The 18,950-nt window shown below is 73.4% G+C and carries 21 protein-coding genes; 9 read left to right on the plus strand and 12 right to left on the minus strand.

All coding sequences use genetic code 11. The features are described 5' to 3' along the window. Nucleotides 1–17: 17 nt before the first annotated feature. Nucleotides 18–533 carry a TetR/AcrR family transcriptional regulator gene (locus FDM97_RS18950; protein WP_137994902.1) on the minus strand — a complete coding sequence of 172 codons (516 nt, stop codon included), beginning with the start codon at nt 531–533 and terminating at the stop codon, nt 18–20. 159 nt (nt 534–692) lie between these two features. Between FDM97_RS18950 and FDM97_RS18955 the strand changes: the two genes are divergently transcribed. The 8 genes from FDM97_RS18955 (at nt 693) to FDM97_RS18990 (ending at nt 7,406) form a co-directional block, all read left to right on the plus strand. Further along, entirely contained in the window at nt 693–1,913 is a 1,221-nt protein-coding gene (locus FDM97_RS18955) for an FAD-dependent monooxygenase (RefSeq protein ID WP_137991580.1), read from the plus strand. A gap of 41 nt (nt 1,914–1,954) precedes the next feature. Next, nucleotides 1,955–2,524, plus strand: a complete 570-nt coding sequence (locus FDM97_RS18960; protein ID WP_137991581.1) for a PadR family transcriptional regulator — start codon at nt 1,955–1,957, stop codon at nt 2,522–2,524. Between the two features lie 56 nt (nt 2,525–2,580). Continuing rightward, nucleotides 2,581–3,570 carry a LysR family transcriptional regulator gene (locus FDM97_RS18965; protein WP_254705667.1) on the plus strand — a complete coding sequence of 330 codons (990 nt, stop codon included), beginning with the start codon at nt 2,581–2,583 and terminating at the stop codon, nt 3,568–3,570. A gap of 74 nt (nt 3,571–3,644) precedes the next feature. Next, nucleotides 3,645–4,100, plus strand: coding sequence for a peroxiredoxin (locus FDM97_RS18970; protein ID WP_137991583.1), 456 nt, complete (start codon nt 3,645–3,647; stop codon nt 4,098–4,100). Nucleotides 4,101–4,185: 85 nt separating this feature from the next. Beyond that, the gene (locus tag FDM97_RS18975) at nt 4,186–4,590 is read left to right on the plus strand and encodes an SHOCT domain-containing protein (protein ID WP_137991584.1); all 405 of its coding nucleotides are present in this window, start codon (nt 4,186–4,188) and stop codon (nt 4,588–4,590) included. Between the two features lie 137 nt (nt 4,591–4,727). Further along, the gene (locus tag FDM97_RS18980; RefSeq protein WP_137991585.1) at nt 4,728–5,639 is read left to right on the plus strand and encodes a hypothetical protein; all 912 of its coding nucleotides are present in this window, start codon (nt 4,728–4,730) and stop codon (nt 5,637–5,639) included. Nucleotides 5,640–5,694: 55 nt separating this feature from the next. Further along, on the plus strand, nt 5,695–6,138 hold the full coding sequence (locus tag FDM97_RS18985; protein WP_137991586.1) for an RrF2 family transcriptional regulator: 444 nt from the start codon (nt 5,695–5,697) through the stop codon (nt 6,136–6,138). A gap of 80 nt (nt 6,139–6,218) precedes the next feature. After that, nucleotides 6,219–7,406, plus strand: a complete 1,188-nt coding sequence (locus FDM97_RS18990) for a globin domain-containing protein (RefSeq protein ID WP_137991587.1) — start codon at nt 6,219–6,221, stop codon at nt 7,404–7,406. Nucleotides 7,407–7,469: 63 nt separating this feature from the next. Here the strand turns inward: FDM97_RS18990 and FDM97_RS18995 are convergent, their stop codons facing one another. The 3 genes from FDM97_RS18995 to FDM97_RS19005 all read right to left on the minus strand — a co-directional run bounded on the left by FDM97_RS18995 (nt 7,470) and on the right by FDM97_RS19005 (nt 9,439). Further along, nucleotides 7,470–7,838, minus strand: coding sequence for a peptidase inhibitor family I36 protein (locus FDM97_RS18995; protein ID WP_137991588.1), 369 nt, complete (start codon nt 7,836–7,838; stop codon nt 7,470–7,472). Next, complete coding sequence (locus tag FDM97_RS19000; RefSeq protein ID WP_137991589.1) at nt 7,835–8,536, minus strand: jacalin family lectin; 702 nt, start codon at nt 8,534–8,536, stop codon at nt 7,835–7,837. The genes FDM97_RS18995 and FDM97_RS19000 overlap by 4 nt, the downstream gene beginning before the upstream one ends. Before the next feature lie 525 nt (nt 8,537–9,061). Continuing rightward, the gene (locus tag FDM97_RS19005; RefSeq protein WP_137991590.1) at nt 9,062–9,439 is read right to left on the minus strand and encodes a hypothetical protein; all 378 of its coding nucleotides are present in this window, start codon (nt 9,437–9,439) and stop codon (nt 9,062–9,064) included. Between the two features lie 224 nt (nt 9,440–9,663). On the opposite strand from FDM97_RS19005, the gene FDM97_RS19010 reads away from it, so the two are divergent. Next, the gene (locus tag FDM97_RS19010; protein WP_137994903.1) at nt 9,664–10,185 is read left to right on the plus strand and encodes a DUF6328 family protein; all 522 of its coding nucleotides are present in this window, start codon (nt 9,664–9,666) and stop codon (nt 10,183–10,185) included. Here FDM97_RS19010 and FDM97_RS19015 read toward each other — a convergent pair. The 8 genes from FDM97_RS19015 to FDM97_RS19050 form a co-directional block, all read right to left on the minus strand. Beyond that, nucleotides 10,169–11,716: an ATP-dependent DNA ligase gene (locus FDM97_RS19015; RefSeq protein ID WP_137991591.1), complete on the minus strand. Its 1,548-nt coding sequence runs from the start codon at nt 11,714–11,716 to the stop codon at nt 10,169–10,171. The two genes, FDM97_RS19010 and FDM97_RS19015, sit on opposite strands and share 17 nt — an antisense overlap. Before the next feature lie 106 nt (nt 11,717–11,822). After that, a complete protein-coding gene (locus tag FDM97_RS19020; RefSeq protein WP_137991592.1) occupies nt 11,823–12,827 on the minus strand; it encodes a DUF6397 family protein in 1,005 nt (334 codons plus the stop codon). A gap of 120 nt (nt 12,828–12,947) precedes the next feature. Further along, entirely contained in the window at nt 12,948–13,361 is a 414-nt protein-coding gene (locus FDM97_RS19025) for a roadblock/LC7 domain-containing protein (RefSeq protein ID WP_137991593.1), read from the minus strand. 230 nt (nt 13,362–13,591) lie between these two features. Further along, nucleotides 13,592–14,209 carry a GTP-binding protein gene (locus FDM97_RS19030; RefSeq protein WP_137991594.1) on the minus strand — a complete coding sequence of 206 codons (618 nt, stop codon included), beginning with the start codon at nt 14,207–14,209 and terminating at the stop codon, nt 13,592–13,594. Beyond that, nucleotides 14,190–14,606, minus strand: coding sequence for a DUF742 domain-containing protein (locus tag FDM97_RS19035; RefSeq protein WP_137991595.1), 417 nt, complete (start codon nt 14,604–14,606; stop codon nt 14,190–14,192). Before FDM97_RS19035 ends, FDM97_RS19030 begins: the two co-directional genes overlap by 20 nt. 14 nt (nt 14,607–14,620) lie before the next feature. Beyond that, nucleotides 14,621–15,055 carry a roadblock/LC7 domain-containing protein gene (locus tag FDM97_RS19040; protein ID WP_137991596.1) on the minus strand — a complete coding sequence of 145 codons (435 nt, stop codon included), beginning with the start codon at nt 15,053–15,055 and terminating at the stop codon, nt 14,621–14,623. Continuing rightward, on the minus strand, nt 15,052–17,790 hold the full coding sequence (locus FDM97_RS19045) for a sensor histidine kinase (protein WP_137991597.1): 2,739 nt from the start codon (nt 17,788–17,790) through the stop codon (nt 15,052–15,054). Before FDM97_RS19045 ends, FDM97_RS19040 begins: the two co-directional genes overlap by 4 nt. An 83-nt stretch (nt 17,791–17,873) precedes the next feature. After that, the gene (locus FDM97_RS19050) at nt 17,874–18,812 is read right to left on the minus strand and encodes an MHYT domain-containing protein (protein ID WP_254705668.1); all 939 of its coding nucleotides are present in this window, start codon (nt 18,810–18,812) and stop codon (nt 17,874–17,876) included. Nucleotides 18,813–18,950 lie beyond the last annotated feature (138 nt).

Below are 18,950 nucleotides of genomic sequence, written 5' to 3' on the forward strand. Positions count from 1 at the left end.
CAGCCGTACGGCTGCGGTCAACGACCGTCCGGCCCTGCGGGCCGCAGGGCCGCCGCGACAAGACCCGCCACCTCCTCCACGAAGACGTCCCCGCCTCTGACCACACGGTCGAGCACGAGGCCGTCCACGCACGCGAGGAGGGTGAGCGTGCGCCCCTCGGGATCCGCCACGCCCTGGGCGGCGAGGAAGCGGCGGACCGCGTCGCGCGCCGGGTTCTCACGTGGGACCAGGATTTCGCGGAGTTCGGCGTCTCGCACGCTCTCGACGGCGCAGGCGTAGCGGGCGAGGGAACGACGCCGCCCCTCGCCGGTCAGGCGCGCGGCGGTGAGCGCGACGAGTCCGTGGGTGAGTTCGGCCGCGGAGCGCACCTCCGGGGTCCGCTCCCCCGCCGCCCGCAACTCGGCCTGGTCGAGTTCGACCAGACGGCGGACCAGTGCGGTCAGCAGGGCCGAACGGGTGCGGTAGTACGCGGAGGTGGTGCCGGCCGGGAGTCCGGCGGCGGCATCGACCGCGCGATGGGTCAGCCCGCGCATCCCCGCGTCGGCGAGGACGCCGAGCGCGGCATCGGCGAGGAGGGTGCGGCGGTCGGGGCCGCGTCGGTCGGAGGTCACCCCCTCTTTCTACACCCGTAGAAGACGCGCGCTACGCTTCTACAGATGTAGAAGGCAGCGCGGGAGAGAGGTCGGGTCGCCATGGGGAACAGCGCCGTCGTCGTCGGGGCGGGCATCGGTGGGCTCGCCGCGGCCCTCGGGCTGCGGCACACCGGCTGGGAGGTGACCGTCGTGGACCGCGCGCCCGTACGCGACGACGCGGGCGCCGGAATCTCGCTCGCCGCCAACGGGCTGCGCGCCCTCGACGCCCTCGGAGTCGGCCCCGCCGTCCGGGCCGCCGCGCGCGGCCAGTACACCGGCGGAACCCGCACTCCGGACGGATCCTGGCTCGCCCGCATGGACGGCACCGCCCTCGAACGGGCCCTCGGCACACCCATCGTCGGCATACCGCGGGCCACGCTGCACCGCCTGCTGCGCGCCGCGCTGCCGACCGAAGCCCTGATCGTCGGCGCCGAGGTGACCGGACTCGACCGCTCGGCGCCCGGTCGCGTCCGCGTCCACATCCGTACGCGGGCGGACGCCTCGGCCTCGACGCACGGCGGCACACACCTCGACGCCGACCTGGTGGTGGCCGCCGACGGCGTCCACAGCCGCACCCGGGCCGCTCTCTTCCCCGGTCACCCCGGCCCCGTCCACAGCGGCTCGACCGTCCTGCGCGCCCTCACGCGGCGGCCCTTGGACCTGCCCACGGACTTCGAGATCACCTGGGGACACGGCGCCGAGTTCGGGCACATCGCCTTCGCCGACGGGCGCGCGGAGTGGCACGCCGTCCTCAACTCCCCCGCAGGGATACGGCACACCGACCCGCTCGGCGAGGTCCGCAGGCGCTTCTCCGGCTGGCACGACCCCATCCCGGCCCTGCTCGACACGACGCACGCCGAAGACGTCCTCCACCACGACATCCACGAACTGGCCACCCCGCTCCCGTCCTTCGTCGCCGGCCGCGTCGCCCTCCTGGGCGACGCCGCCCACGCGATGACCCCGAACCTGGGCCAGGGCGCCTGTCAGGCCCTGGAGGACGCCGTCGTCCTCGCCGCCGCACTGGCGCGCGAGCCCGACACCGACACCGCCCTGGGTTCCTACGACGCACAGCGGCGCCCTCGCGCGCAGGCGGTCGCGCTCGCCGCCCGCAAGGCCGGCCGCATGGGCCAGCAGCTCTCCGGCCGGGCCGCCGTGGCCGTGCGCAACACGGCCCTGCGCCTCGCCCCGTCGGGCGCGACCGTGCGCATGATCCTGCGGCACGCCGACTGGACCCCGCCCGCGCTTCCGGCGCGGCCGTCCGGAGCCCCACTCGTTAAATAGGTGCGGAAGAAACTAGTCAACGGGACTGCTAGCGTGTCCGGATGTCCCTCAAGCACGCGGTCCTCGCAGCTCTCCTGGAGGGCGAGGCGTCCGGATACGACCTGGCCAAGATCTTCGACGTGTCCGTGTCCAACCTCTGGGCCGCCACGCCGCAGCAGCTCTACCGGGAGCTCGACCGGCTCTCCGACGCCGGACTGATCGCCGCCCGTGTCGTGGAGCAGGAACGGCGACCCAACAAGCGGATGTTCTCGCTCACCGACGCGGGCCGTGAGGACCTCATGGCCTTCACGGCCCAGCCGCCGCGGCCGAGCGCCATCCGGGACGAGCTGATGGTGCAGGTGCAGGCCTGCGACGCGGGCGACACCGACGCGGTACGGGGGTTCGTCCAGGAGCGGATGGAGTGGGCACGGGGCAAGCTGGCGCGCTGGGAGCGGCTGCGTGAGTGGATGCTCGACGGCCGGGACGAGGCCACGTACCTGCGCGAGGCGGAGCGGATCGGCCCGTATCTGACCCTGATGCGCGGCCGGTCGCTCGAGGAGGAGAACCTGCGCTGGGGCGAACAGGTGCTCGCGATCCTGGACCGGCGCCGGGCCGCGCGGCAGCGGGCCTGAGGCACCGCGCCGGCGGCGCGCGCCGGGGAGCCATCCGCCCGCCTATGCTTGACGGCGTGAGAGATAGAAGGTCCGATGGCAAGGGGCTCGGCCCCGAGGCCGGAGCCGGGTTCGGCGAGCGGAACCGGCCGGGGGCGGCGCCCCGCGGACCACTGGACCTCTCCCTGCTGCGCACCTTCCTGGCCGTCCACCGCACCGGCTCCTTCACCGCCGCCGCGCGGCTGCTGAGCCTGTCCCAGCCGACCGTCACGACCCAGATCCGCGCGCTCGAACGCCGCCTCGACCGCGAACTGTTCGAGCGGCAGCCGCGCGGGGTGGCCCCCACGCCGTACGCCGACGAGCTGGCCGCGCAGGTGGCGGCGCCGATCGACGCGCTCGCCGCGGTCGCCGACCACGGCCCGGGGGCCGTTCCGGCGCCCCAGCCGGTCCACCTCGCGGGCCCCGCCGAGTTCCTGTGCGTGACGGCCCTGCCCGCGCTGGCTCCCCTGGTCGAGGAGGGCGTACGGCTCCAGGTGACGCCGGGGCTCACCGACGACCTCCTCGACGGACTGCGGGCCGGGCACCACGATCTCGTGATCTCCACGGTCCGACCGCGCGGGCGGACCCTGACCGCGGTGCCGCTGACGGACGAGGAGTTCGTCCTCGTCGCCTCTCCCGGCTGGGCGCGGCGGATCGGTCCGGACGCCGTGGCCGAGGACGGGCCTGCCGCGCTGCACGGCGTGCCGATGGTGATGTACGCCGAGGATCTGCCGATCGCTCGACGGTACTGGCGCCATGTCTTCGGCCGGCGCCTGACGGGCGAGGCGGCCGTCACCGTGCCCGATCTCCGGGGCGTCGTGGCCACGGTGGTCGCGGGAGCCGGCTTCAGCGTCCTGCCGGCCTACCTGTGCCGGGCGGAGCTCGACACGGGCCGCCTGGTGGCGCTGCTGGAACCGGAGGACCCGCCGATCAACACGTCCTATCTGGCCCAGCGGCCCGGCACCGCCGAGAACCCGCACGTGACACGCGTACGCGATCGGCTCCTGGCCGCCGCCCGCGACTGGTGACGGGTTTCCTTACTCTGCGGTAACGTCACCCGTCGGCGACCGGAGGGGCCGGTCGGGGACAAAGGGGCAAGCCGATGAACGTCGGTGACATCGTCGAGGACTTCACTCTTCCGGACGAGACGGGGACGCCCCGCTCGCTCACCGGGCTCCTCGCGGACGGCCCGGTCGTGCTGTTCTTCTACCCGGCGGCCCTCACCCCCGGCTGCACCGCCGAGGCCTGTCACTTCCGCGATCTGGCAGGCGAGTTCCGGGCGGCAGGGGCCCGCCCGGTCGGCATCAGCTCCGATGTGGTGGAGCGTCAGCAGGAGTTCGCCGACCGCCACTCGCTCGGGTATCCGCTGCTGTCCGACCCGGAGGGTGCGATACGCGATCTGTTCGGGGTGACGCGCGGATTCTCGCTCGCGCCGACGAAGCGCGTCACGTTCGTCATCGACCAGGACCGCCGGATCCTGGAGGTCGTCCGCAGCGAACTGCGGATGAGCGCGCACGCCGACCGCGCGCTGGCGGCGCTCCGGGCGCGCGGCGCCTGATCTCGACATGCGGACGGGCGGGGGTTCGGCAACACTCGCTTGTACGCGAGGCCGAGAGCGGCCGGTGCGGGAACGGAGTGCAGGAATGGACGACTACCCTCTCCTCAACGTCTTCTGGACCATGCTCTGGTTCTTCATCTGGATCATGTGGCTGTTCCTGCTGTTCAGGTGCATCACCGACATCTTCCGGGACCATGAGCTGAACGGCTGGGCCAAGGCCGGCTGGCTGATCCTGTGCATCGTGCTCCCCTACCTCGGCGTGCTGATCTATGTGATCGCCCGCGGCAAGAGCATGAGTCAGCGGGACCTCAAGCAGGCCAGGGAGAGCGAGGCCGCGTTCCAGTCGTACATCCGCCAGGCGGCGGGCACGGCCCCCGGCGAAGGCAAGGGCAGCGGCGTCGACGAACTCGCGCGGCTCGCCGATCTCAAGGACAAGGGCGCCATCACGGAGGAGGAGTTCCAGAAGGCGAAGGCGAAGGTCCTGTCCTGACGAACGGGGACGGGGCCGCGGACGGAGACGCGACCGCGGACGCGACGACCACCGCGCTCTCCCGCTCGCTGCTGCGGGAGGCGCGGGCCGAGCCGGGCCGGCTGCCGGAGCTGCTCGCATGGTTCGCCCTACGGCACATGGGCCCGTCGGCCGGCCGGACCGTGGAACGACTGCGCGGCAAGCATCCGGACGCGTCCCCCGCCGAGCTCCGCGCCATGGTCGTGAGGCGGGGCCGACGCGCGGTGTCGGCCGAAGGGGCGTTCGTGGGCGGGCCGTTCATCGTGCTCGTCCCGGTCGCGTTCTGCGGGGCGCTGCTGCTCCAGGTGCGGACGGTACTCGAACTGGCCGGCCTGGAAGGCCGGGACACCACCGATCCCGAACGCGCCGCCGAACTGCTGGTCCTGCAGGGCGTGTACGCGGACACGGCAGCGGCCCGGGCGGCGCTGGCCGCCCACCCACCACCGTCCCCGCCGGCGCCTTCCCCGCCGGCACCCACCGAACCGGCGCCCTCCGCGCCGACACCCACCAAACCGGCGCTTTCCCGCCCCGCGCCCGAGGACGGCACGCGACGGCGGCCCGGCCGGATCGCCGCGATGCGGGACCTCACGCTGCGGATGGCCCGTCTCCTCGGCATCGTCACGCCCCCCGAAGACGGCCCGGGCCTCCTCGTCCGGATCGGCCAGTGGGCGCTGGTGGGCCTGGTCTTCCTGGTCGGTCTCGTCGCGCCGCTGGTGTGGCTGCCGTACATGGCGCTCTCGTACGACCGCGCCACCACCCGCCTGATGGACCGGACGACCGTCCATTACGTCGGCAGCCGCAACGAGCTCGCGGCCCGTGGCTCCCGTATCCGACCCGGAATGCTGCTCGCCGGGCTGCGCGCCCTGGTGTCGATCCTGGTACCGGCGGCGGGGGTGGCTGTCGTCGTCGTCGCGGATCTGCGGATCGTCGGCGACAAGTGGCCGGTGATCGGCATCCTGCTCCTCGTCGCCCCCGTGGTCGTCGGCGGGCTGTGGCTCTGGCGCCGCCACGCCTCGACCCGATCCCCCTGACCGGAACCGCCACCCCTAATAGGTGTCTCACATTCGTATTTGATACGGTCCTTGCGTGCGGCTGACGAAATTCACCGACCTGGCGCTGCGTGCCGTGATGCGCCTGGCGGTCCCCGGGCAGGAGTCCTCCGCCACCACACGCGAGGTGGCCGAGGTCATGGCCGTGCCCTACGCCCATATGGCGAAGGTGGTCACCCGGCTGCAGCACCTCGGCGTCGTGGAGGCGCGACGCGGGCGGGGCGGCGGTCTCGCCCTCACCGAGACCGGCCGGCGCGCTTCGGTGGGCTGGCTGGTGCGGACGCTGGAGGGCGAGGAGGAGGTCGTCGCCTGCGAGGGCGAGAACCCGTGCCCGCTGCGTGCCGCCTGCCGACTGCGCGGAGCCCTCCGCGAGGCGCAGGAGGCGTTCTACCGCACACTCGATCCGCTGACCGTGGCGGATCTGGTCGAGTCCCCCACCGGCCCGGTGCTCCTCTCGCTGGGCCCCCGCCACGGCGACTAGGCCGCCACCCCCGGAGATGGCCCCTCCGCGCTTCACCACCCCTTTAAATACGTAGATCATCTACCACATTAGGAGCTTCGATGCTGTCCGAGCAGGCCACTCCGGTCGTCCGTGCCACCCTTCCCGTCGTCGGAGACGCGCTCGGCGACATCACCGAGCGCTTCTACGCGGGGATGTTCGCAGCCCGCCCCGAGCTGCTGCGGGACCTCTTCAACCGCGGCAACCAGGCCAGCGGCGACCAGCGGCGCGCGCTCGCCGGCTCGATAGCCGCCTTCGCCGGCGCGCTCCTCGAGAGCCCGGACACCCGGCCGGACGTCATGCTCTCCCGGATCGCGCACAAGCACGCCTCGCTGGGCGTGACGGCCGAGCAGTACAAGATCGTCCACGAGCATCTCTTCGCCGCGATCGTCGACGTGCTGGGCGAGGCCGTCACGCCCGAGGTGGCCCAGGCCTGGGACGAGGTCTACTGGCTGATGGCCAACGCGCTCATCGCGCTGGAGGCCGGCCTGTACCAGGAGAAGGGCGTCGCGGAGGGCGAGGTCGTCCGACCGATGGAGATCGTGGAGCGGCACCAGGAGACGGCCGACACGGTCTCCTTCGCCCTGCGGCACACCGACGGGCGCCCGACGGGGACGTTCCGGCCGGGGCAGTACGTGAGCGTGCGGGTCGAACTGCCCGACGGCGCCCGGCAGATCCGCCAGTACAGCCTCTCCACGGCGCCCGGGACTGCGCAGTGGCGGATCACGGTGAAGCGGGTCGACGGCGACCCCGCGGGTGAGGTGTCCACCTGGCTGCACGAGCACGCGCGCGTGGGCGACGTCCTGGAGGTGTCCGCGCCGTTCGGCGATCTCGTCCTGCCCGAGGGCGACGGGCCGCTGCTGCTCGCCTCCGCGGGGATCGGCAGCACGCCGATGCTGGCCATGCTCGGCCATCTCGCCGCCACGGGCTCGCGGCGCCGGGTGATCGTCGTCCACGCCGACCGTTCCCCCGCGGAGCACGCGCACCGCGAGGAGCTGCGCCGCCTCGTCGAGGCGCTGCCGCAGGGCTCCCTGAACCTCTGGTACGAGGAGCCCGGCGCGGCGGACGCCGGCCTCGGCCGCGCCGACGTCACCGCGCTCGACCTGCCCGCGGACGTGACCGCGTACCTCTGCGGCCCGCTGCCCTTCATGCGGCAGGTGCGCGGTGACCTGCTGGCCGGCGGCGTCGCCGCCGCGGCCGTCCACTACGAGGTCTTCGGCCCCGACCTCTGGCTCGGCACCGAGGGCTGACACCGACGCCGACGCCCCGCGCCCTGTGGGGTGCGGGGCGTGGCAGCGTGGCGGCGGGCGGGTTCAGCAGCTCATCGCCCAGGTGTGGGAGTCGCCCCGGTCGTTGGCGACCCCGTTGTAGTGGACCTCCTGGCCGGGGGTCAGACAGATGGTCATGGCTCCGCCCTGATGGGCGCTCTCGTAGACGCGGACGTGGTCCTTGATGCCCGGGCCCGAGATGCCGTGGTTGGCCCAGGAGGAGTCGGTGTCGGCGATCCAGCTCTCCCACCAGCCGTCGTCGCCGCTCCAGTTGGCACGCTGACCATGGAAGTCGGCGTCCTGCCAGGTGCAGAAGTGGCCGCTCGGGCAGTCGGCCGCCCGGGCCGGGGCGGTCAGGGCGAGCCCGCCGGTGAGGGCGAGCAGGGCCGCGGCGGTGGTGAGGATGCGCTTCATGAGGCGTCGTTGCCTTCCTGTGCGGTGGAGGGTGCGGACAGTTCCGCTGCCCGCCGCAGCGCGCGGGTGCGCAGCTGCCGGTAGGTGGTGAGCTGGTCGGCCCGCAGGGCGCGTACCTCCGCCAGCTCGGCGGGTTCCAGCCGGGCCCGTACGTCGGCGAGTCCGCTCTCCCGCTCGCACCGGGCGGCGAGGGCGGGATCGGGGCGCTCGGCGCGGGCGCGGGCGGGCGGGGCGGCGCACCGGTTCCAGCGCTCCAGGGCGGCCCGATGGGCGGGGTCGTCCTTCATCCGGGCCTGGGCCTCGGCGCGCAGGTTGTCGACGGTCACCTGGGCGCGGAACCAGCGCGTCTGGTCGCCGTAGAGGGTCTGCCGGGCGGCGGCGAGGCAGCCGTCGGTATGGGCGCTGACGGTGTGCCCGGTGGCCAGGGTGAGGGACAGCTCGTGGGGGCCGGTGCCGAAGAGGGCGGCCTGGAGGCGGCGGTCGGCCTCGGGGGTGCGGGGTGGGGCGGCGAGGGTGAGACCGCGGGCGTCGAGGCATCGGTCGACGAGGGCGCGCTCGGCGGTACGGAGCAGTTCGTCCTGCGCCCGGGGCGTCAGCGGGACGGCGGGGCCGGGCGCGGTGGCGACACAGCCCGCGAGCAGGAGCGCGGCGGCCGCCGTCCCGGCCGTGCGACGAGCGTGCGCGGTCCAGCGCGGCATGCGATCCCCCTGGTGACGTGCCTGGTCAGCGGGCCGCCACGGGTGATCGTCACGGCTCGCGGCGATCACTGCCCCGGCGGGGGCGGGGCATGCGGAGGGTCACTCGAAGGGGTCGAACGCGCCGGAGTGTGCGCCGCTCGGGCGCGGCCCGCGCCTCCGGGAACGACAAAGCCCCGGTTGGACGGGGGATTCCAACCGGGGCCGATTGCCGCGACGACGAAGAGCGGTCACCTCAAGGGGGGGACCTGGGGACCGGACCCCTTCACAGTCACACATTGATGAACGATAAACCATCAGGGGGTGTTCCGTGGAATCCGAAGTGCCCGCTGTGAGGCACCTCACCCCGGTTTCACCGCTCGTACGTCTCACACTACGGACGGTAGAGGGCGCCGGGTTCGACCTTGCCCGGTACCGCGAGCCGCGGAACGGTCGCGAACGTGAAGCCCCGCCGCTCAGGCACACAGATGCCCCGGACGGCGCCCGTCCGCTCCGCCCGGGGTGTCCGAGCGCCGGCGAGGCCGGCTGTCAGCGGGAGGCGAGCAACAGCCGGGCCTCGGTCTCCTGGTCGCCGGAGACGGACTGCAGCGACTGGATGTCGAAGCTGGCGGCGAGAGTCTTCTCGACCTCGTCGACCGCGTGGTACCCGCCGGTGAGCAGCGCTCCGACCATCCCGGTCAGGTGCGCGGGGCGGGTCTCCTCGTGACGGCCCGCGGCCGTGTCGAAGGTGGCCATCCAGACGGTCGGGGTGGGAGCCGTGGCCGCCCGCGGGCCAGGCGCGGTCATGTCCTCGAGCTGGTAGACGTGGTCGAGGACGTCGAAGACGGCTTGGGCGTCCTCCCTGCCGCAGTCGCTCAGCTGCACGGTGACGTCGGTGTCGATGTGCATGTCGTACACGTCGCTCATCTCCTCGCGGCCAGGCGGTCCGGTCGTCCTGCCACGCTTCCAGCATCCCTCGCGCGCGGACGTCCCGCGAGGCCCGGGCCCTCCCGGATCGAGCCCGGCACGGGGGTTGAAGTCGCCGCGGGCGGTAACCCGCGAGGAGAGCGACAACGGGAGGTTCCGTGTCCACGCGACCAGACCAGGAGCATCAGGGCGGCCGACAGGACCGGACCGAGGGTGACGGTCTCATCCGCGGGCGTCACGAGACGCCGGAGGAGCGAGCCGACCGGCGGTGGGGCGAGCTGATGCAGGAGATCAGGGTCGCCCAGACCGGCGTGCAGATCCTGTTCGGCTTCCTGCTGACGGTCGTCTTCACGCCCCGCTTCCCCGAGCTCCCGGCGTCCGACCGGACGATCTACATCGTCACGGTGTCGCTGGGCGCGGCGGCGACCGGGGCACTGATCGGACCGGTGTCCTTCCATCGCCTGGTGGCGGGGCGGCGGATCAAACCGCAGGCCGTGGTCTGGGCCTCGCGGCTGACGTTCATCGGGCTCGTGCTGCTGCTCGCGACGCTGGCCTCGGCGCTGCTGCTGGTCCTGCGGGTGGCGACGCAGGCGTCGTACGTGCCGTGGCTGGTCACCGGTCTGGTGACCTGGTACCTGCTGTGCTGGTACGTGCTGCCGCTCTGGGTCCGGGGTCGCTACACCAACATCAACGACGACGAGGGCGACGGCGGGGACCGGACGAACCGGCTCACCTCCCGCCGGTGACCTGCTCCACGGTGTCGGCCTCGGCGGCGGGCTTGTCGGGGCGGTGGCGTACGACGCGGGCGAAGCGCAGGGTGACCCCCGCCGGGTAGCGGGTGGAGCGCTGAAGACCGTCGTAGGCGATCTCGACGACGAGTTCCGGTCGCACGCGTACGGTGAATCCGTCGTCGGACACGGCGAGTTCGCCCAGCTTCTCGGTCTGCCAGCGCAGCATCTCGTCGGTGAGGCCTTTGAAGGTCTTGCCCAGCATCACGAAGGTGCCGTCGGCGGCGCGGGCGCCGAGGTGGAGGTTGGAGAGCAGTCCGGTGCGGCGGCCGTGGCCCCACTCGGCGGCGAGGACGACGAGGTCAAGGGTGTGCACGGGCTTGACCTTGAGCCAGGTCCGGCCGCGGCGACCGGCCACGTAGGGCGCTTCGAGGGCTTTGACCAGCACTCCCTCGTGTCCCCTGGCGAGCGTGTCGGTGAAGAACCGCTCCGCCGCCCCGACCTGAGCGGCGGATCCGGGGTCGTCGACGACGAACCGGCGGACCCGCAGGGCCTCCGGGAGGAGGCGGGCCAGCACCGCGTGGCGCTCCAGGCCCGGCCGGTCGAGGAGAACCTCCCCGTCCGCGGCGAGGACGTCGAAGAAGACGGGCGAGAGGGGCAGGGCGGCGCTGGCGGTCTCGACGTCGACGCGTGAGCCGACCCGTGAGGCGATGTCCTGGAAGGGCATCGGCCGCCCGGTGGCGGGGTCGAGCGCGATGACCTCGCCGTCCAGGATGAACTCGTCGGCCGTCATCTCCCGGGCGAGGGAGACGACTTCGGGAAGCCGGCCGGTGATGTCGTCCAGGGAGCGGGTGAACACGCTGACCTCGTCGCGGCGTCGGTGCACCTGGATCCGGATGCCGTCCAGCTTCTCCTCGACGGCGCACGCACCGAGGCCGGCGACGGCCTCGGTGACGGAGGCGGCCGTGTGGGCGAGCATCGGCAGGACGGGGCCGCCGACGCGCAGGGCGAAGGTGCCGAGGGCGGCGGAGCCGTCGGCGAGCACGGCCCGGGCCACTCGGGGCAGGGACCCTTCGAGCATCACCGCGCGGCGCAGCTCGTCGGAGGGAACGGTCGCGGCCCGCGCGACGCCCTCGAGCGCGATGGCGTCCAGGGCGCCCTGACGCACGTCGCCGGAGAGCAGCCGGATCATGAACTCCTGCTCGGCCAGGGTGGCGGAGGCCATGAGTTCATGGACGCGACGGACCCGCTCCGCGTGCGAACCGGCGCCCGAGACGGCGGCGAGCTCGGTCATGGCGGCGTCGGTCCCGGCGAGCGTGAGGGTGGGGTGCTCGGCGGGTGGCACGGCCGGCGGGATCACCGTCTTGAGGACGCTCCAGCCGACCCCGATACGCCCCTGGGGAAGCCGCCCGGAGAGGTAGGCGATCACCAGCGGGCTCTCCTCGGGCGTGGCCTCGGAGAAGAGCTCGGCCAGCACAGCGATCTTCCGTGACCGGGCGGAGGTGGCGGCGACCTGGTGGGAAGCGTCCGCGAGTCGTGCCAAGAGCATGCGCCCATCCTCCCCCGCGCGAAGCCGTAGCCGCACGTCGGGTGGGGTACACCGTCCGAAAGCAACCCGCACCGGCGCCGCCCCTGGCGCCCGGCGCCCTGGCTCCCTAGCCCGTCACCGCCTCCTCCCTCTCCTCCGTGGCCGCGGTCTTCCGTCGTCGGAGGCGGTCGAGGAGTCCGCGCCTGGTCCGGTGGGCGGGTGGGCGCGGGAGCGTCACGGGGCGGGGCGGCCGGGGCACGGCCGCCGGGCTGGCTCCCCCGCCGGCTTCTCCGCCGGGCTCTCCGCCGGGTTCTCCGTCGGGGCGTGGGGCCGGACGGTCCGCGCGGGCCTCGTCCAGGGCGAGGCCCAGGCTCATGCGGTGCCAGAGAATCTCGTCCGGATCGTCCGCCAGCATCAGCCGGTCGGCGATCTCGCGGGAAGTCGCCGACTCCGTGCGCCCGGAGGGCGGTTCGGGGCGTAGCCGGTCCAGATGGGTGCGCTCGTGCGGGTCGTCGACGACCTCGCCCAGCTGCACGGGGTCGAGGAGCGAGGCGATCGCCGCCGCCCGCACCCACGGGTCCTCGGTCGCCCGGAGCAGCAGCCCCAGGCGCCGGGCCCGCCAGTTGCGAGGCCGCCGGTCCTCGCCGCCGTCGATCCGGTCGCGGATCTCCTGCGGCAGTCTGCCGGTCAGCAGGCTCTGCTGCGCGAGGGCGAACTCGCCCAGCTCTCCCGCGAGATAGAGCCAGACCACCGCGCGGTAGCGGTTGAGATAGAACCGCACCGGGCAGAAGTGCCCCGTCCTGGCCAGCTTGGTGAACCGGTCCGGCGCCACCGAGAGCAGCTCGGCGGCCTCCGTCGTACCGACCGTGCGGACCCTCTCGCGCAGTCCGTCCGGGAAGTCCGGTGCGGCGCGCAGCCGGTCGATCTCGGCCTGCTCCACCCGGCGCCGGCCGCCCGGCGCGGCGGAGCCACTCGGTGTGCCCCCTGGCGGCCTCGGCGCGCCGCGCGCGGCACCCGGCACCGTCCGAACCAGCCCCAACTGCACGGCGAGCCGGAACTCGTCGCGCCTCAGCTCCAGTTCCTGCGCGGCCCGCGTCGGTGCCAGCGTGCGTGCGCCTTCTTCCACAGTCATGACGGTCTCCCCCGTGAGCGACGAATACTCTCGGTGACGACCGTAGCCCGCGGTGCTCCGATCCCGCTCGGCCTGTGGACAACCTTGCCAAGCGGCCCGGCACCCGCCTGTGGACAACCCTCAGAGCTCTGCGATGCCCGCCCGCCCCGGCTGCCGCGCCGCCACGCCGAGATGCTCGCCGACCCGGTTCACGAGCAGCGTCATCTCGTAGGCGACCTGGCCGACATCGGCCTCGGCGCCGCTCAGCACGCACAGGCAACTGCCCTCGCCCGCCGCCGTCACGAAGAGCAGGGCCTCGTCGAACTCGACCATCGTCTGCCGGGCGCGACCGGCCTGGAAGTGCCGGCCGGATCCGCGGGCCAGGCTGTGCAGTCCCGAGGAGACGGCGGCCAGATGCTCGGCGTCCTCCCGTTCCAGGCCACTGCTCGCGCCCGTCACCAGCCCGTCGTTGGACAGCACCAGCGCGTGCCGTATGTACTCGACCCGGTGGGTCAAGTCGTCAAGGAGCCAGTCCAGTCCCTTGTCCAGCGCCATGTGTCGGTCCTCCCCCTGTGTGGTGCGTCCCCGTCGACCCGAAGTCCCCGTGGTCCGCGTGTCGCGGCAAGCCTTACGCACTGTCGTGGACAGAGCAAGCACCCCTGGACGCCTTGCGTGGCGCAGCAGGGGAGGCATGGCCAGGATGACCGAGGAACAGTGGCGGGCCTTCGTGTCCGCGGGAACCCGCACCGGCAGCGCGGTCCTGTCCGCGTGCGCGTCCGCCGGGTTCAACCGACCGAGTCGAGCAGCCGGGCCGTGTGCATCCTCCCCGCGTACTCCACCAGCCGGATCAGGACCTCCTTGCCCGAGTCCCGGTCGCGCGCGTCGCAGAGCACGACGGGCGTGCCCCGGTCCAGGTCCAGCGCGCGCGAGACCTCGTGCGCGCCGTAGTTCCGGGCGCCCGCGAAGCAGTTGACCGCGACGACGAAGGGGATCTTGCGATGCTCGAAGTAGTCCACGGCGGGGAAGCAGTCCTCCAGTCGTCGCGTGTCGGCGAGGACGACCGCCCCGAGCGCCCCCTGCGACAGCTCGTCCCACAGGAACCAGAACCGGTCCTGACCCGGAGTACCGAAGAGGTACAGGGAGAGTCCGGCGCGGATCGTGATACGGCCGAAGTCCATGGCCACGGTCGTGGTGGTCTTCTGGTCGACGCCCCCGGTGTCGTCCACGGCCTCCCCTGCCCGGCTGAGCTGTTCCTCCGTGCGCAGCGGACGGATCTCGCTGACCGCGCCCACCAGGGTGGTCTTGCCGACGCCGAACCCGCCGGCGACCAGAATCTTCAGCGCGAGGGCCGTGGTGTCCACGCCACCGCCCGCACCGGTGCTCTCAGAGCGCTCGTAGACCATCGATGACTTCCCTCAGGATCCGTTCGTCGGGCAGCTGTGCGGGCGGTACGGGTCGGCTGACCTTGACGAAGCCCGCTTCGAGGAGGTCGCCGAGGAGGACCCGGACGACTCCGACGGGCAGGTCCGCGTCGGCGGCGAGTTCGGCCACCGACTGCGTCTCGGCCCGGCACAGGGTGAGCAGGGCCCGGTGCTCCGGGCCGAGGAGCGACTCCTCGGACGGGCCGGGCGGGTCGTCGTCGACGACGACGAGTGCGATGAGGTCGAACCGTACGTTGCTGGGTCCGGGCTTGGTGCGGCCGCCGGTCATGGCGTACGGCCGGACGAGCGGCCCGGCGTCCGCGTCGTACCAGCGACTGCCCGGCGCGGACGGGTCGTCGCCGGTCCTGTCCTCGTTCATGGGGGTGTCTCCGGTCAGCCGGCGGCCGGCGGGGTCGCGGTGAGCCGTGGCGGCGTGTGCAGGTGCTCGCCGACCCGCTTCACCAGGCGGGCCATCTCGTAGGCGATGAGGCCGATGTCGGCGCTCGCCGAGCTGAGGACGGCGAGGCAGGATCCGTCGCCGGCGGCGGCGACGAACAGGAATCCGTCGTCCATCTCCACCATCGTCTGGCGCACGCCCCCGGTGTGGAACTGGCGGCCCGCGCCCTTGGCGAGGCTGTGGAATCCGGAGGCGATGGCGGCCAGATGCTCGGCGTCCTCGCGGCTGAGTCCGCTGGAGGCGCCGACGGCAAGCCCGTCGTTGGACAGCACGACCGTGTGGCGGACTTCGCGGACTCGCATCCCGAGGTCGTCGAGGAGCCAGTCGAGTTCGCCTGAGCGGTGGTGGGAAATCCTCTCGTGGTCGATCATGCGTGGTCTCCTTCACTGCCGAGGTCACGGCCGTAGTCACGGTCGGGGTCGCTGCCGAGGGCGTTGCCGAAGTCGCGGCCGGAGCCGGTTCCGAGAGGGCGTCTGGTGCCGGGGGCCGGGCCACCGCCCCGCGTCCAGCCGTCGCGGTAGGCGGTCATCCGGTCCCTGACCTGTTCAGGGGTACGTTCGTCCGCGCCCTGGACCGCCGGGGCGGAGGGGAGGTCGGCCGGCGGGGCCTCGCGCAGCTGCGGCACGAGGCTGGCCTGGCGCACACGGCGAGGCAGATCACCGGAGTCGTCGACGGGGGCCGGTGCGGGGGCGGGAGCGGGAGCGGGCGGAGCCGGCGGCTCCTGAGGGGGCGGGACCGAACGGCCGCGCTGCCGCAGGCTGGTGACTCCGGCCGGAGGCTGCTCGTGGAACCCGGGGCCCGCCGCGTCCGGCTGCCCCGCCAGGGCGGGGATGCGCGGCGGGCGCGACAGGGGCTGGGATGGGGACTGGGACTGGGGTTGGGACTGGGACTGGGACTCGTTCTGGTCGTGGTTCCGGGACGGTACGGGAGCCACGGCCGTGGGCTGCTGCCGCCCGTCCTGGCGGCCGCCGTGCCGAGGTGCCGGGAACGGCACGTGCGGTGCCTCCTCGGCGCGCGCCCGCCCGGTCGGCGTGCTCGTGCCCGGCGGAAGCGCGCTCTGGAGCACGTCGGTGGGCAGCAGGACGACCGCCGTCGTACCGCCGTAGGGCGAGGTCCGCAGATGGACCTTGATGTCGTGCCGGGAGGAGAGCCGGCTGACCACGAACAGACCGAGCCGGTCGCTGTCGAACAGGTCGAGGGCCTCGGAGTGCTCGATCCTCGTATTGGCCTCGGCGAGGCTCTCCTTGCCCATGCCGAGGCCCCGGTCCTCGATCTCCAGGGCGTAGCCGTTGCCGACGGGTTCGCCGCTGATCCGCACCTTGGTGTGGGGCGGGGAGAACTGGGCGGCGTTCTCGATGAGTTCGGCCAGCAGGTGGGTGAGGTCGGCGACGGCGCCGCCGACGACGGCCGTCTCGGGGAGCTGGCGCACCTCCACGCGCGCGTAGTCCTCGATCTCGGAGACGGCGGCCCGTACGACGTTGGTCAGCGGGACCGGCATCCGCCAGGCGCGGCCGGGAGCCGCGCCGGAGAGGATGATGAGGCTCTCGGCGTGGCGCCGCATCCGGGTGGTGAGGTGGTCGAGACGGAAGAGATCGCCGAGTTCGTTCGGGTCGTCGGCCCGGCGCTCCATGCTGTCCAGCAGGTTGAGCTGGCGGTGGACCAGGACCTGGCTGCGGCGGGCGAGGTTGACGAAGACGCCGGAGATGCCGCTGGCGAGTTCGGCGCGTTCCACGGCGGCGGAGAGCGCGGCCCGGTGGACGGTGGTGAGCGCCTCGCCGACCTGGCCGATCTCGTCCTGCGGGGCAGGGCCGGGCGGGGCCTCGGCGTGCACGTCGATCTCCTCGCCGGCCCGCAGCCGGCGCATGGCGGCGGGGAGCTTGCGCCGGGCGATCCCCAGGGCGGTGTTGCGCAGGCTGATCAGCTCGATGACCAGGGCGCGGCCGATGCGTACGGAGATGACGAGGGAGGCGGCGACGGCGGCGAGGCCGAGCAGGACCGCGGCGCCGCCGGCGGTCAGGACACCCCCGGCGAAGGGGTCCGCGCGCCCGGCGGCGGCACGCCGGGCGTCCGTCTCGATCGCCGTGAGCCCGCCGCGTACGACAGCCATGGCATCGTCCCAGGTGGCGGCCGGCACCGCCTGGGCGGCCTTGCGGCCGGGTTCGGCGGCGCGGATCCGGTCCTCCGCGGCGGTGAGTTGCCGGTAGCCGCGCTGGGCGGCGAGCTTCTCCCAGGCGGCGCGCTCGGGGCCGCGCAGGTCGGCGGTGGCCGACTCGGTGAGCGTGCGGCGGGTCTCGACGGCTCCGGTGAACTGCCGGAGCCGTTCCGCGGTGAGCTGTCCTTCGAGGTGGGCGGAGCCGAGCAGGGCGTCCTCGCGGGCGAGCATCTCGCCGGCACGGCCGAATTCGAGGAGCACGCGCGCGTCGGAGCCGATCTCCGCGTCCTGGATGCCGCTGAGGGCGCCGCCGACGGCGAAGGCGGCGCTGATCGCCGCGGTGTACTCCGTGTACACCTGGTCCCAGTCGGCGCTGCCGCCGGCCGCGGCGGTACGCAGCCGGCCCAGTTCCTCGGCCTTGGTGACGAACTGCCGGATCCGGTCGGCGACGTCGCGGGGCAGGTCGCCGGTGTCGCCGACGGTGTGGCGGTCGTCGAGGCGGAGGCGGGCGACGGCGGCGTCGGTGCGCCGGGCCTGGTCCTTGAGCTCGGTGGCGCGGCCGGTGCCGGGCGAGGCGACCTGGCGTACGGCGGCGCGGCGTTCGGCCTGCAGCGCGGTGACGGCGGCGGCGACGGGGTCCCGGATCTCCGCGTCGACCTGCTGGAGCTGGCGCAGCCGGGCGATGTCCTGGGCGGTGGTGACGGTGGCGAACCCCCACAGGGCGAGCAGTGAGACGACGGGCACCATCAGCAGCGAGACGATCTTCGCGCGGACGGTGCGGGGGCGCAGTCCGCGACGGCGGGGCGGGGCGGGCGGCGCGGCCTGTCCGGCCGGCGCGCCGGGGGCGCGCTCCGTCGGTTCGTCGGCGGGCGGCCCTGCGTGCGCGCGCCGTCCGCGCGCCGCCTGGGGCGGCGCCGTCCTGTCGGCGTCCTTGGTCGTGCGGGGAGTTCGCATGGCCTCCTCGTTCCGGCTGCGTGTGTCCTGGTGCGGTGTGCGTCGCTCGCCCCCTGCGTCACCCGCGGGGGCGGGGGGCCGGTCTAGGGGCGGGCGGGGCCCGCGTCCACGGGGCCCGCCGGGTGGCCGTGGGAGGCCGTGGCGCCCGCGGTCTCCGGCCTGGCCCGGGTCACCGCCTGGGGCGCCTGGTCCAGGGACGGTCCCTGAGCCTGGGCGTCCGGCCGGAAGCCGGGGGGTGCCACGTCGACCGCGCGCTCGTCCGGTTCGGTGAGGCGTTCGGCTGAGGCGTACGCGGCGCGTTCCTTGGCGGTCGGGGAGAGGGCGACGAAGGCCGAGGTGATGAAGAGATAGGAGCCGAGACCGACGGCGAGGGGGAAGATGAACTGCATGGCCGAGGCTCCGGAGAGCGCGGCCGCCGAGGGGACGACCTCGACGCGGACGGCGAGCATGCCGGTGTAGTGCATGCTGCTGACGGCGGCTCCCATGACGAGGGAGGCGACCGCCACGGCGGCCGGCGCGTGGATGTTGAGCGCCGCCCAGAGCGCCGCCGTCGCCGCGACGACCGCGATGACGACGGAGAGCGCGACGAGCAGGAGGTCGTACGTGACCTGCCCGTGCAGCCGCAGCGCTGCCATGCCCATGTAGTGCATGCTCGCGACCCCGACGCCGGTCGTCAGACCGCCGATCAGGAGGGAGCGGACCCGGTCGCGGCCGTGTCCGACGGCGAAGACGCCGACGCCGACGACGGCCATCGCGATGAGCAGGCTGAGGATGGTCAGCGGCACGTTGTAGCGGATGTCGGTCCCGGTCACGCCGAAGCCGAGCATCGCGACGAAGTGCATCGTCCAGATGCCGGTGCCGATGGCGGACGCGGCGGTGAGCAGCCAGTTGCGCCGCGATCGGCCGGTCGCGTCGAGCGCTCGAACGGTGCAGCGCAGCCCGAGGGCGGCGCCTATGCAGGCCATCGCGTACGACAGCACAGGTGTCAGCCAGCCGAAGGTGGCGTGGTCCAGGTGTCCCATGACCCAGGGACGCTAGTCCGGACAAGGGGGCGCATCAGGGGCGCATTTCGAAACCTGATGGAATATGACACAGAGATGTTCCAGAACGATCGTGCAGCGCTCGAACGTGCGCACAGGGCGTTCACCCTTGAGGCTGAG

The sequence above is a fragment of the Streptomyces vilmorinianum genome (genome assembly GCF_005517195.1).
Classification (GTDB): Bacteria; Actinomycetota; Actinomycetes; order Streptomycetales; family Streptomycetaceae; genus Streptomyces; species Streptomyces vilmorinianum.

Coding starts and splice junctions, on each gene's coding strand:
- FDM97_RS18950 (WP_137994902.1), bottom strand. CDS start 533: ATGCGCGGGCTGACCCATCGCGCGGTCGATGCCGCCGCCGGACTCCCG.
- FDM97_RS18955 (WP_137991580.1), top strand. CDS start 693: ATGGGGAACAGCGCCGTCGTCGTCGGGGCGGGCATCGGTGGGCTCGCC.
- FDM97_RS18960 (WP_137991581.1), top strand. CDS start 1,955: ATGTCCCTCAAGCACGCGGTCCTCGCAGCTCTCCTGGAGGGCGAGGCG.
- FDM97_RS18970 (WP_137991583.1), top strand. CDS start 3,645: ATGAACGTCGGTGACATCGTCGAGGACTTCACTCTTCCGGACGAGACG.
- FDM97_RS18975 (WP_137991584.1), top strand. CDS start 4,186: ATGGACGACTACCCTCTCCTCAACGTCTTCTGGACCATGCTCTGGTTC.
- FDM97_RS18980 (WP_137991585.1), top strand. CDS start 4,728: ATGGGCCCGTCGGCCGGCCGGACCGTGGAACGACTGCGCGGCAAGCAT.
- FDM97_RS18990 (WP_137991587.1), top strand. CDS start 6,219: ATGCTGTCCGAGCAGGCCACTCCGGTCGTCCGTGCCACCCTTCCCGTC.
- FDM97_RS18995 (WP_137991588.1), bottom strand. CDS start 7,838: ATGAAGCGCATCCTCACCACCGCCGCGGCCCTGCTCGCCCTCACCGGC.
- FDM97_RS19000 (WP_137991589.1), bottom strand. CDS start 8,536: ATGCCGCGCTGGACCGCGCACGCTCGTCGCACGGCCGGGACGGCGGCC.
- FDM97_RS19005 (WP_137991590.1), bottom strand. CDS start 9,439: ATGAGCGACGTGTACGACATGCACATCGACACCGACGTCACCGTGCAG.
- FDM97_RS19015 (WP_137991591.1), bottom strand. CDS start 11,716: ATGCTCTTGGCACGACTCGCGGACGCTTCCCACCAGGTCGCCGCCACC.
- FDM97_RS19020 (WP_137991592.1), bottom strand. CDS start 12,827: ATGACTGTGGAAGAAGGCGCACGCACGCTGGCACCGACGCGGGCCGCG.
- FDM97_RS19025 (WP_137991593.1), bottom strand. CDS start 13,361: ATGGCGCTGGACAAGGGACTGGACTGGCTCCTTGACGACTTGACCCAC.
- FDM97_RS19030 (WP_137991594.1), bottom strand. CDS start 14,209: ATGGTCTACGAGCGCTCTGAGAGCACCGGTGCGGGCGGTGGCGTGGAC.
- FDM97_RS19035 (WP_137991595.1), bottom strand. CDS start 14,606: ATGAACGAGGACAGGACCGGCGACGACCCGTCCGCGCCGGGCAGTCGC.
- FDM97_RS19040 (WP_137991596.1), bottom strand. CDS start 15,055: ATGATCGACCACGAGAGGATTTCCCACCACCGCTCAGGCGAACTCGAC.
- FDM97_RS19045 (WP_137991597.1), bottom strand. CDS start 17,790: ATGCGAACTCCCCGCACGACCAAGGACGCCGACAGGACGGCGCCGCCC.
- FDM97_RS19050 (WP_254705668.1), bottom strand. CDS start 18,812: ATGGGACACCTGGACCACGCCACCTTCGGCTGGCTGACACCTGTGCTG.